The sequence below is a fragment of the Pseudomonas sp. P97.38 genome (genome assembly GCF_001269745.1).
In the GTDB taxonomy this organism is placed as follows: domain Bacteria; phylum Pseudomonadota; class Gammaproteobacteria; order Pseudomonadales; family Pseudomonadaceae; genus Aquipseudomonas; species Aquipseudomonas chlororaphis_E.
This window is the reverse complement of record NZ_LHVJ01000028.1, coordinates 132,138-144,750: the sequence shown is the minus strand read 5'-3', so window position 1 is coordinate 144,750 and position 12,613 is coordinate 132,138. Positions and strand designations below refer to the sequence as shown.

The following is a 12,613-nucleotide window of genomic DNA, read 5'->3' as shown; positions in this document are numbered from 1 at the left end:
TTGTTAGCGAGCTTGGAAGGGACTCAGGCGGCGATGGGGCCGCGCTGAGCTGGTCAAAACTTAAACGAGAACACAACTATGCTTTTCTCCCGTAAACCTTTTGCTTCGGTTTCCAAGCGTCACTTGCTGCTGGTCGCTGTTGGCTTCAGCACTGTATTGACCGGTTGCGCGACTTCGCCGACGTCCAAGGTCGCGTCGAGCACCAAGGTCGAGTACTACCCGAACTGCTACGAGCCGGTGCAGCACCTGCGTTCCACCGAGGGTGACATGACCAAGTCCGTGGTCACCGGCGCGGCCGTCGGTGCCGTGGGCGGTGCGCTGCTGGGCGCCCTGACCGCCGACAAGGAAGACCGTGGCCGCAACGCTGCCATCGGTGCCGCGGGCGGTGCCCTGGCCGGCGGCGCCGCCGGTTACTACACCGAGCGCCAGAAGCAGATCGCCGATGACAACCAGCGCATCGCGTCCTACGCCGCTGACGTCAACAAGAGCGCTTCGGACATCGACCGCAGCACCGCGTACGCCAAGGCTTCGCAACAGTGCTACCAGAGCGCGTTCACCAAGCTGGTGGCCGACCGCAAGGCCAAGTCCGTCAACGACACCGAAGGCCGCAAGCGCCTGGCGGAAATCGTCGCCGGCCTGAAAGAGTCCAACGACCTGATCGTCGCGGTCAACGGCAAGGCGGCTGAAGACCTGAACAACTACACCCAGGCTTACGAGAAAGACCTGCAGCAGGTAGGCGTACAGCGTACCGACGTTGTCACCGTGGCCACCGCCGACACCACGCCAGCCGTGGCACCGACCAAGACCAAGACCAAGACCAAGGCCAAGGTTCAGCCGGCGAAGAAGAAAGCCCTGCCAGCGGTGCCGAAGGAAGCCGTCGCCACCGAGAAGACCCTGCAGGATGCCAAGGCCAAGCAGGCTGAAAGCAAGCAGGTTGCCAGCGCGGGTACCAGCCAGGTCAACAGCATGTGCAAGAACCCGGACCTGGGCGACTGGGCACCGGTGCCTTGCCCGAACGTTTGATGGAGTGGTTGCTGGTGATCACGTCTTTTGCGGCGTGATCACCGCATGAAAAGTCTGTGGGAGCAGGCTCGATGTTTGGGTCATCCCCCGATCCCCTGTGGGAGCGGGCTTGCCCGCGAAGGCGGCCTAATTGTCGGGCACGGTTTTGTTGACCGGGTACAGATCCATTGCTGCGGTAACGGCCACTTAGGGTTCCGCTCTTACAGCGGCTTACTTTTCTTCAGACGCCAAAAAAAGTAAGCAAAAAAGGCTTGCCCCACCACTTGGCACCTCGCCTAAGGCTCGGTGTTCCCTCACTCCGGCATTGCTCCGTGGGGCCCGCCGCGAAGGGCCATCCATGGCCCAGCGCGGCTACCTCGGCATCCATGCCGAGGTGCCCACTGCGCAACACCTGCGTTCGGCCATCGTGGTTAACGGGGCCTCAAGATCAAAAGCCAAAGCCAAAGCGAGGCGGTTTTACGGCCGGCTTGTCTCTCTCGGGTGTACGCCGATCCATTGTGGGAGCGGGCTTGCCCGCGAAGGCGGCCTTATAGCCGACCTACCTCTCCCGGTTGTACTTCATCCACTTGTGGGAGCGGCCCGGCTTGCAATTACCCCTTGCCTGCCAGCGCCACTGCTTCCTGCGCTTCCTGCGCTTCCAGACGATCCAGCGCCCGTTCAACCAGCAACTGAACCCCATCCGCCCCAGGGCGACGCTGCGGCGTGAGTCTTCTACGTCATCGGCCAGGTCGGCGGCGAGGGTGCTGATGGAGAGCAGGTCTTCGGAGGCGTTGGCCAGCAGGGTTTCGGTGTCGACGTGGGGGGCGACGATGAAGAGTTGGCTTTTATCGGCTTCAGGTGGGGGAGAGGGTTTGGGGTTGAGGTAGTAGTCGAGGGCGCGGGTGGCGGCGTCTTCGTCTTTTTTGGTTTCGAGGGCTTCGACGCGGGATTTATGGCCGCTTTGCGGCGGATTGGGGGAATGCTTGACCATATCCATGTACCAGAGTTGGGCTGCCGACCATTCGCTTGCATTCGAAGAGGTGGCAACTGTGCGTAGGTGTGCAAGACCGGTCCGGTACCGCCGGCAGACCCGAAGGTCTCCCACGCACAATCGCCATAACGGGACGCGAGCATAGAAAAATGCTCGGTCAATAGCCATAACCAATTGCGTACCAAACCGGACTTGCACGTCCGTGCCACCGTTTTTTGCGATGACGGCCAAAGGTTAGCGGGCCTCCGAAAGGCTGCCTAGTTCATCGATAGCCCGGCGTCTTGCAGGAAATGTCCGAGAACCAGGACGGGAAAGGACCGAAAATTCGCATTGTTCGGCAGCACCTACAGAAGCCTCTTACATGCGAGTATTTTCGTGACTTGGTAGTCATCATGCGGAAAAAAAGGCTGATCTCCTGCTAAAGCGATCCGATGATGGCGTTCCGCCAAAGAATCGCTAAACTGCGCCTGCATTCATCTTTCTTTACGAGGCGCTGTCGATGAAATTTCGTTTCCTGCTGTGGATGCTGGGCTTGCTGATGGGCAAGGCCAGCCGGACCAACCCGGCGTTCCAGCAGCAGTTGGGCGATAAGGAGCTGGTGTTCCAGTTGCAAACCCTGGACGGCAAGGTGGCTCGGCATTTCACGGTGAAGAACCAGCGTATCACCAGCCAGTCCGGTACTTACCCAGCGCCGGCGTTCGCCATTGCGTTCAAGGACGCGGCTTATGGTTTCGCGACGATGCAGGCCAAGAACAAGCAATTGGCGTTCATGACGGGGATTCAGGACAAGTCGATCCAGATCAAGGGCAACCCCGCGCTGGTGATCTGGTTCCAGGGGTTGACCCGGTATCTGAAGCCGAAGAAGGCCAAGCCCAAGGCTTGAGTAATGGCTTGGTCTAACAAGGCAGTGTCTTATCTCCTAACAGTCGTCTGAACTGTCATTCCTGACAGGTGCAAGCGTGCCTGTTTGAGCGCTCCATGAGGATACAAACACCTCAGGAGCTCCCACCATGACTCAACCAGCACACACCACGAAAGCAGGCACTCTGGATCCGAGCTTTGCCGATGAGGGGGTATTGAAGTTCCCAACACCCGAAATATCCGGCGTCTACACGGAAGCCGTCCTGGCGTTACCCGCCAATAGGATCCTTCTTGGCATGACATTAATGGGGGGACCCGGCCGCCCAACTGTAATAGTGAGATTGAATGAGGACGGTTCAATCGACACCGACTTTGGTGGAAATGGAACCGGTCTGATCGAAATTCCCATAGCGGGGGCCGAACTGGATATCAGGAAACTCTATGGGTTGAGCGATGGCGGTTACCTGGTAATGGGGCAGTTCCGTATTCCCTCAGATTCAGGCCTGTATCTTGTAAGGTATCGCGAGGATTGGCAGTTGGACGAGGCCTTTGGGCAGGAGGGCGTGCTTCTGGTTCCTTACAGCAGCATGGGCAACCCCACGGATGTCGGGATAGGCGAGGAGACAGCTGGGTCGAGTGAAGAAGAACCCTCCGCGGGTGCGCCACGAGTCTCGGGCAGTAAGGGAGCCACTGGGCTCCAGCAATTGGACGGAAAGATCTTTTTAACCCATGTGGTTACAACCAAAACTGGCCAGAGGAAAGGAATCGTACTGCGTCTTAACTCAGATGGTTCGACCGACTACACGTTCAACGAACGGGGCTTTGTGCTTGTCGAGCTCGAAGGCATTGACTACGAATACAACTCCGCTGGGGCTTTGGCCGTTCAAGCGGACGGCAAGGTTCTGGTCGCTGGGGATTTTAGATTGGCAGGTCAGAACTACAGGAGTGTGTACGTGACGCGTTTCGACGCCATGGGACGCCTCGATAGAACCTTCAATGGCGGGACCGTAACTGTTCGTAATGCCGGCGGTATTTCCTTGAGGGCTATTGAGGTTAGGGAGGCCGACGGCAGTATTGTCGCAGTAGGCGATGCGATGCGCGATGGTGTTCGCAATGGAGTGATGTTCGTTATAACCGAGGGTTGATTCTTCGACTTCAACTTCAACCGCGGGCAGCCATTGTTCTCCAGGTTGGTGCCTCAAGGCATGGAATGGTGGCGTTGTGTATTGCAGGCAGATGGTTCGATCATCGCCGCCGGAACTACCGGCAACGGCTTCGCCACCGAAGACGCGAAGGTGCTGACTGCGCGCCTTCTTCCTGATGGCTCCCTGGATCCGACATTCAATGGCAACGGTTTTACTGTTTTCGACGAAGAAGTGACGTTTGAAAGTATGCAGGACATGACCATGATGGCAGACGGGCGGATCGTGGAGTGCGGGTTAACCTGGATAGACACGGATCTATGGCCTGGTATAACGGGCGGCTGGGTGATTCGCTATCTGGCTTGAGCCACGAGGAAAAGACAGGTCCAGCTTTGTGGCGAGGGAGCTTGCTCCCGCTGGGTGGCGTAGCCACCCCAAGCTCCCTCGCCACAGAAGCTCATCACCTGCAATCGTCAGGTTGGCTCAGGCGCAGTGTTCAGCCATGAAACTGCGAAGCCAACTCCCGCAGCAACACCTCAGCCTCCAGCACCTTGCTGACGACATCGTTGGCCTTCTCCCGCGTCAGCCCAACGCGCTCGAGCAGCGCATCGGGAATCTCTTCGTCCGGGCCGGAGCCGATGCCGCGGGCGCGCAGCAGACGTACCGCCAGGCACACCAGGTTCGGGTAGGCGGCGTACTCACCGTCGTAGTGCGGGTCGTGCTGGAAACGCAGGGCGGTGGCCAGTTCGTCGGGCATGTCCCAGTAGCGCATCAGCCAGGCGCCGATCTGTTCGCGGCTGATCCCCAGCAGGTGCTGTTCCACGTAGCTGTGGCACAGGTGCGGGTTGACCTCCAGGTGCCGGCAGATCAATGAGAAGTGCGGCGGGAACACGTGGGCCAGCAACAGGTAGCCGAAGTTGTGCAACAGGCCGGACAGGTAGGTCAGCCCGCCTTCAGGGCGCTGGGCGCGTGGCATGGCGCGGGTCAGGCCTTCGATGACGGCCGCGGTGTAGATCGACTGTTGCCAGTACGGCGTGGTGTGTTGCGGATGGTCCTTGGGCAAGCTCAGGGTCTTGCCCAGCGCCAAACCCAAGGCCAGGTTGATCACCAGGTCGAAGCCCAGTACCCGGACGATGGCGTCTTCCACCGAGCGAATCTTGCCTGGCGAAGCGTAGTACGGCGACGCGGCCCAGCTCACCACTTGTGCGGCCAGGGCCGGGTCGGTCTCGACGACGCCGGTGATGTCATCGATGGTGGCGTCAGGATCGACCCGCAGCTTGATGATTTTTTGCGCGGTTTCGGCCAGCGGCGGGATCTCGATGGTTTCTTCCAGCCGTTGCTGGATGCGCCGCGCCGTGAACGCTTGCACCGCCTGGGTGATTTCCGCGCGGTCGTCGTGTGGGCGGTCCAGGTTGGGGGTGATGTTGCTCGTGGCTTCGCCGAATGCCGCGGCGCTGGCCTTGGAGAGCATGGTCTTGAAGGCTTCGCTGGTGATTTCCAGCAGCAGCCCCGGCTCGCCCGAGTTGATCAGCAGCTTGGGCTCGCGCAGCAGGCTTTCTTCGTACAGGCAGGGCGAGCTGGTCAGCGCCGGCAGGCCGGGCAGCAGGCTCAGGCTGTGTTTGCCGAGCATCTTCTCCAGGCGCTCGGTGGGCACTGCGGTGAGCTTGCGGCCGGTCAGCTCTGCCAGGCGATTGAGGTCCAGCAACTGGTTTTGGGGGAACAGCACCATGAGCGCGCCAACGGCATCGTGCAACAGGACCGCTTGCACCTTGCGGGCCGGGTTGAGGCCGGGCCGTTCGAGGACTTCGTCATAGCCAATGCCCAATTTCTCGAGCAGCAGCCGAATAACAGACGGAGCGTGCGGGGATTCGGGGGCTAGGGCAGCTTCTGTCATGGTCTGTATCCGTTTTCCTACAAGTTGGTCAGTATAACCAGCTTGTCCGGCACGCGGGTCCGGAAACTGAGAGCGTGCTCACACTTGGCCGTATTGCTGCCCATGTCGCAGCCAACGGTCCAACAGCGGGCTGACGTGAGCGGGCCAGCGTTCCAGCAACGCCTGTGCGGCGTCACGCACGGCGGGGAGCAGGTCGGCGTGGCGCATCAGGTCGGCTACCTTGAATTGAAGCAGACCGGTCTGGCGCGTGCCGAGCATTTCGCCAGGGCCGCGCAATTCGAGGTCTTTTTCGGCGATGACGAAGCCGTCGTTGGTTTCGCGCATGATGCCCAGCCGCTGGCGTCCGATCTGCGACAGCGGTGGGTGGTACAGCAGGACGCAATGGCTGGCGGCGCTGCCCCGGCCAACTCGACCGCGCAGCTGGTGCAACTGTGCGAGGCCCAGCCGCTCGGGGTTCTCGATGATCATCAAGCTGGCATTAGGCACGTCGACCCCGACCTCGATCACCGTGGTGGCCACCAGCAGTTGCAGGGCGCCGGCCTTGAATTCGGCCATGACGGCGGCTTTCTCGGCGGGTTTCATGCGGCCGTGGATCAGCCCGACCTTCAGTTCGCCAAGGGCGGCGGTGAGGTCTTCGTAAGTGGTTTCGGCCGCCTGGCAGGTGAGCTCTTCCGATTCTTCGATCAACGTGCACACCCAATAGGCCTGTCGACCCTCGGCGCAGGCGCTGCGCACCCGTTCGATCACCTCGATCCGCCGGGTGTCGGCCACCAGTACGGTGTTGACCGGCGTGCGCCCAGGCGGCAGTTCGTCGAGGATCGAGGTGTCGAGGTCGGCGTAGGCGCTCATGGCCAGCGTCCGCGGGATCGGTGTGGCGGTCATGATCAACTGGTGCGGGCACATCCGCCCGCCAACGCCTTTCTGCCGCAGGGCGAGGCGCTGTTGTACGCCGAAGCGGTGCTGTTCGTCGATGATCACCAGGGCCAGGTTCTTGAATTGCACTTCGTCCTGGAACAGCGCATGGGTACCGACCACCATGGGGGCGCCCTCGGCGATCTGCGCCAGGGCGGCGGCGCGGTTCTTGCCCTTGAGCTTGCCGGCCAGCCAGGCGACCTCGATGCCCAACGGTTCGAGCCAGCGCTGGAAGGTGATGAAATGCTGCTCGGCGAGGATCTCCGTGGGCGCCATCAACGCCACCTGGTAGCCGGCCTCCAGCGCCTGGAGCGCGGCGAGGGCGGCCACCACGGTCTTGCCGGCGCCGACGTCGCCCTGGATCAGCCGCAGCATGGGTTCGGGCTGGCTGAGGTCGTAGGCAATTTCGTTGCCGACCCGTTGTTGCGCACCGGTAGGGCTGAAACCCAGGTTGCGCAGGTACTTGGGCGGTAGCTCGATGGCCTTGGGCATGGCCGGTGCGCGCAAGGCACGCATGCTTTCGCGCAGGCGCTGCTGGGACAGTTGATGGGTCAGCAGTTCTTCGAAGGCCAGGCGATGCTGGGCCCAATGGTGCCCCAGGGCGAGTTCGTCGACATCGGCATCGGCCGGCGGGTTGTGCAGGTAGCGGATCGCGTCGGCCAGCGGCGCCAGTTGATAGTCCCGGGCCAGCTCGGTGGGCAGCCAGTCCGGCAGGCTGGTGGGCCCCAGCAGGGTCAGGGTCTGCATGCACAATTGGCGCAGACGCTGCTGCGTCAGGCCTTCGGTGAGCGGATAGACCGGGGTCAGGGTTTCATCCACCGGCGGCGGTTCGTCGCCGGTGATGGCGCGGTATTCCGGGTGGTAGATCTCCAGCCCCGAAGCACCGGGGCGTGCTTCGCCGTAGCAACGAATCCGCGTGCCGCGCTTGAGGCCTTCCTTCTGGGCATTGCTGAAGTGGTAGAAGCGCAGGCTGAGCCCGCCGGTGCCGTCCTGCAAGCGCACCACCAGGCTGCGACGGCGGCCCATGACCACGTCGGCGCCGCTGACCGTGCCTTCAACCACGGCGTCCTGGCCCGGCCGCAAATGGCCGATGGGCACTACGCGGGTGCGGTCCTGGTAGCGCAGCGGCAGGTGAAACAGCACGTCCTGGAGGTTTTCCAGGCCGACCTTGGCCAGTTTCTCGGCCATCGCTTCACCGACACCCTTGAGTGCCGTGACCGGTACGTTCGACAGCTCAGTCATGGCACGGCTTACTTGGCCGCAGGCGGCTTGGCCACGGAACACAGGCGGATCGAGTCAGCGAGGATCTCGATGGCCTTGGGCCGCGGGAAACTGGCACGCCAGGCAATGGCAACGGTGCGGAACGGCACGGGCGCCGACAGCGGCCGGACTTCGATCACGCCCGGTGCATAGTGATGGCTGTCCACTGCCGACAGCGGCAGGATCGAGATGCCCAGGCCGGAAGCCACCATGTGCCGGATGGTTTCCAGGGAGCTGGACTCCACCGTGGTGTGCTTGGCGCCTTCGCCGCCCTTGGTCAGCGTCGGACAGGCTTCGAGCACCTGGTCGCGGAAGCAGTGGCCTTCGCCGAGCAGCAGCAGGCTCTTGTCGTTGAGCAGGCCGGCGTCGATGGTTTTCTTCTGGGTCCAGGGGTGCTGGGCCGGCATCAGGACGTAGAACGGCTCGTCGTAGAGCGGCAGGGTCAGCACGTCGGCTTCGTTGAACGGCAGGGCGATGATGATCGCGTCCAGTTCGCCATTGCGCAGTTTGTCGCGCAGTACGTGGGTGAAGTTCTCTTCGATGTACAACGGCATCTGCGGGGCGACCCGGTGCAGTTGTGGAATCAGGTGCGGGAACAGGTAGGGGCCGACGGTGTAGATCGCGCCGACTTTCAGCGGGGCGGTCAGCTGGTTCTTGCCGGCCTGGGCCAGTTCACGGATGCCTTGGGCTTGCTCCAGCACTTTCTGCGCCTGGGCAACGATGCCTTCACCCACCGGCGTCAGGCGCACGGCGCTTTTGCTGCGCTCGAAAATCAGCACGCCGAGCTCGTCTTCGAGCTTCTTCACGCCCACCGACAGCGTCGGCTGGCTGACATGGCAACGCTCGGCCGCATGGCCGAAGTGCTGCTCCTGGGCGAGGGTGACGATGTAGCGTAATTCTGTGAGGGTCATGGCGAGCGTCCGTGAAGTTGCGAGCCAAGCATACCGGCTGCAATCGATAGACGCACGTTATCAGACTGCGGGCGCGGTGGGACACTGGCTAATGTGGGTGTGGTCGTTGCCGGATATGAGAAAGGCACCTTCAGTGCCTGTTCTGCTGGCTGTACCTACTGTGGCGAGGGAGCTTGCTCCCGCTGGACTGCGCAGCAGGCCCTGGTCGGCTGGATGCGCTCTGGCTGATGCCCGCGCATCCGGCGGTTTTGGGGCCGCTTCGCGGCCCAGCGGGAGCAAGCTCCCTCGCCACGGGGTTTGGCGTGTCTTCTGATCAGCGCCGGCGCTTGTCGATGGAGTACACGAACGGGGCCGTCAGTTCGATGGTGCCGTTGGTCAGCAGCTCAGGCGGTGGCTTGGGCAGTGGCTGGGCGCGGCGGATCATTTCCAGGGTGGCCCGGTCCAGCGATTCCGTGCCGGCACTGCCCACCAGTTCGAAGGACAACACGTTGCCGTTGCCATCCACCACGAAGCGCAGGCGGTTGGTGCCTTCCTTGTTCATCTGTTGGGCCCGCGGCGGGTACTTCTTGTACTTGCCCAGGTGCGCCAGCAGCGTGCCTTGCCAACTGGCCTTGGCCGCCATTTGCGCCGGCGAAGGACCAGGGGCCGGTTGCGCCGACTTCTCGGTCGGCGCCTGGGTTGGCTGGGTGTCGCTCGGCTTCTGCTCCGACGGTTGTTCCTTCGGCGGTTCGGGTTTCTTCTCTTCCACCGGTTTCGGCTTGGGCGGTTGCGGCTTGGGCTTGGGCTTGACCGGCTTGGGCACGGCGATTTCCGCCTTCGGCGCTTCGGCAAGCTTGGGCAGCGGCAGTTCCTCTACCGGCTCTGGCGGTTTTGGCGGGGTGACGACTTTCGGCGGCGCCGGCGGGGGGGGCGCAGGCACCGGCGCCAGCTCGACCATCATCGCCTGGGGCGGCAGCTCGATGGGCGGACGGGACGTCCAGTTCAGCGTCAGCGCGATGGCGAGCGCATGCACGCCCAGCACCACGGCCAGGCTACCGCTGTAACGCGTCAGCTTTTGGCGCGTTGTGATCATTTCTTCGGCGCCGTCTCGAGTCCGACCAAGCCGACCTTCAGGTAGCCGGCACCGCGCAGGGCGTCCATCACGCTCATCAGGTCGCCGTAATCCACGCCTTTATCGGCCTGGAAGAAGATCGTCGTGTCCTTCTTGCCCTGGGTCTTGGCGTCGAGGGTCGCACCGAGGTTCTCGGTCTTGACCTCGTCTTCGCCGAGGAACAGGCGCTGGTCGGCCTTGACGCTGAGGAACACCGGTTTTTCCGGACGCGGCGATGGCTTGGCCGTGGAGGCCGGCAGGTCGACCTTGATGTCCACGGTGGCGAGCGGAGCGGCCACCATGAAGATGATCAGCAGGACCAGCATCACGTCGATGAACGGCGTGACGTTGATTTCGTGGTTCTCGGCCAGATCGTCGTCTGCGCCTTCTTTCAAATGCAGGCCCATGGCCGATTACCCCACTTTCACCATGTGCGGTTGCGAACCACGCTCGGGTGGCAGGTGGTCGAGGTCGCGGCTGACCAGCAGCAGGACTTCGGCCGAGGCGTCGGAGACCTGGGCCTTGTAGCCGGCGATGGAGCGGGCGAAGACGTTGTAGATGACCACGGCCGGGATTGCCGCGACCAGGCCCAGGGCGGTCGCCAGCAGAGCCTCGGCGATGCCGGGGGCCACGACGGCGAGGTTGGTGGTCTGGGTCTTGGCGATGCCGATGAAGCTGTTCATGATGCCCCACACGGTGCCGAACAGGCCGACGAACGGTGCGGTGGAGCCGATGGTGGCGAGCACGCCGGTGCCGCTGCTCATGTTACGACCGCAGGCGGCGACCAGGCGCTCCAGGCGGAAGCTCACGCGTTCCTTGATGCCTTCCTTCTCGCGGCTGTTGGCCGACAGGCGCATCTCTTCGAGCGCGTCATGGACCAGCAGGTTGGCCAGCGTCCCTTCCTTGGCGGCGGTGGCGCTGGCTTCCTTGAGGGTGGTGGCCTTTTTCAGCGCGGCGATCTCGCCCCGCAAGCGGCGCTTGGCGCCCAGCAGCTCGAAGCCTTTGGCGATCCAGATGGTCCAGGTGATGATCGAGGCGATGGCCAGGCCGATCATCACGATCTTGACGATGATGTCGGCGTTCTTGTACATGCCCCAGGGCGACAGGTCATGGGCCATGCCCAGGGAGTTGTCGGCCTTTTGCTCTTCTTCCATCTGCTTGGCGGCTTCACCGAGCCCAGCCAGAGCCTTTTGCACTTCAGGCGGCAGGGATGAAGTGTCGACGCTGCCGTCGGGGTTTCTCGGCACGTCTGCCTGGGTATTGGCCGCGGGCTCATTGACGGTCGCAGGGGCGGCCTGATCGGCGAAGGCGGCGGCAGGTGCCAGCAGCAGGCCGAGCAGCAGGGCTGCCATGGCGCGCCAGGCGCGAGGTCGGTTGGTTGGCGAAGCGGGTAATAGGGCGTGTTTCATGCTGGCCGGACCTGAGAGGAAAAAAATGGATGTTCTTCCAGGCCTCGTGGGGCCGAGAACAAAAGTGGCGTGCATTATTGCAAGTAATTCTTGTTAACAAAAGTAATAGAGTATCTTTTTTTCCTTCATTGCTAGCCGCTCATCCCTTTGCGAGGCTAGTCTGCGGCTTTACTAAAGGAGATGTTGATGTCCGCGCCTTCTGTTTTGATCGCCGGCTGCGGCGATATCGGCGGCCGGTTGGCTCGCCGGCTGGTGGCCGAAAACTGGCAGGTCCATGGCCTGCGACGTACGGTCGCGCACCTGCCCGCCGGGGTGAACGGGGTGGCCGGTGATCTGTTCAGCGCGCAGTGCCCGGCCGACTGGCCCACCGGGCCGCTGGATTACCTGGTGTACAGTGCCGCGGCCACCGACCATGACGAGGCCGGCTATCGAGCGGCCTACATCGAGGGGCTTGAGCATGTGCTGGGGTGGTTGAAGCAGCACGGCCAGCAACCACGGCGCCTGCTGTTTGTTTCCAGCAGCAGTGTCTATGGGCAGCAGAAGGGCGAGTGGGTCGACGAAAACTCGCCCACCGAGGCGGGGGGGTATTCCGGCCGGCTGATGCTTGAAGCCGAGCAAGTGGCGCTGGGCAGCGGCATTCCCGCCAGTCGCGTGCGCCTGACCGGCATCTACGGCCCGGGCCGTGAGTGGCTGTTGAGCCAGGTGCGCCAAGGCTATCGCGTTGTCGTCGACCCTCCTTTGTACGCCAATCGCATCCACGCCGACGATGCAGCGGGTTTGCTGGCATTCCTGCTGGAAGCCGATCGCCAGGGCAAAAGGCTGGACGACTGCTATATCGGGGTCGACGACGCTCCGGCGCCGCTGGCCGAGGTGGTGGGCTGGTTGCGTGAGTACATGGGCGTCACCCAATGGGCCGAAGACGCCAGCGTACGGCGTGCCGGCAGCAAGCGCTGCAGCAATGCCCGGGCGAAGGCGTTGGGTTGGACGCCGCAGTATCCGAGTTTTCGCCAGGGGTATGCGGCGATCCTGGAAGGGCGCTGCTGAATTCCATACCCCCAGAATAACTGTGGGAGCGGGCTTGCTCGCGAAGGGGCCTGGCATCGACCGTCTTCGTTGACTGTCATGCCGCCTTCGCGAGCAA

The 12,613-nt window shown here is 62.7% G+C and carries 11 protein-coding genes and 1 pseudogene; 5 read left to right on the top strand and 7 right to left on the bottom strand.

What is annotated here, in order from left to right; translation table 11 throughout:
* The first annotated feature begins 78 nt into the window (after positions 1 to 78).
* Positions 79 to 1,023 (top strand): type VI secretion system-associated lipoprotein TagQ, encoded by a 945-nt coding sequence (gene tagQ, locus AD664_RS23605; RefSeq protein WP_053150308.1) that lies wholly within the window; start codon positions 79 to 81, stop codon positions 1,021 to 1,023.
* Between the two features lie 590 nt (positions 1,024 to 1,613).
* On the opposite strand, the pseudogene AD664_RS23600 reads toward tagQ, so the two are convergent.
* Positions 1,614 to 1,993: pseudogene (locus tag AD664_RS23600) on the bottom strand (DUF6124 family protein).
* A 499-nt stretch (positions 1,994 to 2,492) separates the two neighbouring features.
* On the opposite strand from AD664_RS23600, the gene AD664_RS23595 reads away from it, so the two are divergent.
* The 3 genes from AD664_RS23595 (at position 2,493) to AD664_RS23585 (ending at position 4,362) form a co-directional block, all read left to right on the top strand.
* Positions 2,493 to 2,876 carry a hypothetical protein gene (locus tag AD664_RS23595; protein WP_053150305.1) on the top strand — a complete coding sequence of 128 codons (384 nt, stop codon included), beginning with the start codon at positions 2,493 to 2,495 and terminating at the stop codon, positions 2,874 to 2,876.
* Between the two features lie 127 nt (positions 2,877 to 3,003).
* A complete protein-coding gene (locus AD664_RS23590) occupies positions 3,004 to 3,999 on the top strand; it encodes a delta-60 repeat domain-containing protein (protein WP_053150299.1) in 996 nt (331 codons plus the stop codon).
* Between the two features lie 60 nt (positions 4,000 to 4,059).
* The gene (locus tag AD664_RS23585; RefSeq protein WP_083454244.1) at positions 4,060 to 4,362 is read left to right on the top strand and encodes a delta-60 repeat domain-containing protein; all 303 of its coding nucleotides are present in this window, start codon (positions 4,060 to 4,062) and stop codon (positions 4,360 to 4,362) included.
* Positions 4,363 to 4,492: 130 nt separating this feature from the next.
* Here the strand turns inward: AD664_RS23585 and AD664_RS23580 are convergent, their stop codons facing one another.
* The 6 genes from AD664_RS23580 to exbB all read right to left on the bottom strand — a co-directional run bounded on the left by AD664_RS23580 (position 4,493) and on the right by exbB (position 11,472).
* Positions 4,493 to 5,890 carry an aminoacyl-tRNA deacylase and HDOD domain-containing protein gene (locus AD664_RS23580; RefSeq protein WP_042732564.1) on the bottom strand — a complete coding sequence of 466 codons (1,398 nt, stop codon included), beginning with the start codon at positions 5,888 to 5,890 and terminating at the stop codon, positions 4,493 to 4,495.
* Between the two features lie 78 nt (positions 5,891 to 5,968).
* Entirely contained in the window at positions 5,969 to 8,044 is a 2,076-nt protein-coding gene (gene recG, locus AD664_RS23575; protein WP_053150680.1) for an ATP-dependent DNA helicase RecG, read from the bottom strand.
* A gap of 8 nt (positions 8,045 to 8,052) precedes the next feature.
* Complete coding sequence (locus AD664_RS23570; RefSeq protein WP_042732563.1) at positions 8,053 to 8,973, bottom strand: hydrogen peroxide-inducible genes activator; 921 nt, start codon at positions 8,971 to 8,973, stop codon at positions 8,053 to 8,055.
* A 313-nt stretch (positions 8,974 to 9,286) separates the two neighbouring features.
* Entirely contained in the window at positions 9,287 to 10,045 is a 759-nt protein-coding gene (locus tag AD664_RS23565) for an energy transducer TonB (RefSeq protein ID WP_042731272.1), read from the bottom strand.
* Positions 10,042 to 10,470 (bottom strand): TonB system transport protein ExbD, encoded by a 429-nt coding sequence (gene exbD, locus AD664_RS23560; protein WP_042731271.1) that lies wholly within the window; start codon positions 10,468 to 10,470, stop codon positions 10,042 to 10,044. The genes AD664_RS23565 and exbD overlap by 4 nt, the downstream gene beginning before the upstream one ends.
* Before the next feature lie 6 nt (positions 10,471 to 10,476).
* Complete coding sequence (exbB, locus tag AD664_RS23555) at positions 10,477 to 11,472, bottom strand: tonB-system energizer ExbB (protein ID WP_053150293.1); 996 nt, start codon at positions 11,470 to 11,472, stop codon at positions 10,477 to 10,479.
* 186 nt (positions 11,473 to 11,658) lie between these two features.
* On the opposite strand from exbB, the gene AD664_RS23550 reads away from it, so the two are divergent.
* Complete coding sequence (locus AD664_RS23550) at positions 11,659 to 12,516, top strand: NAD-dependent epimerase/dehydratase family protein (protein ID WP_053150290.1); 858 nt, start codon at positions 11,659 to 11,661, stop codon at positions 12,514 to 12,516.
* Positions 12,517 to 12,613: the final 97 nt, after the last annotated feature.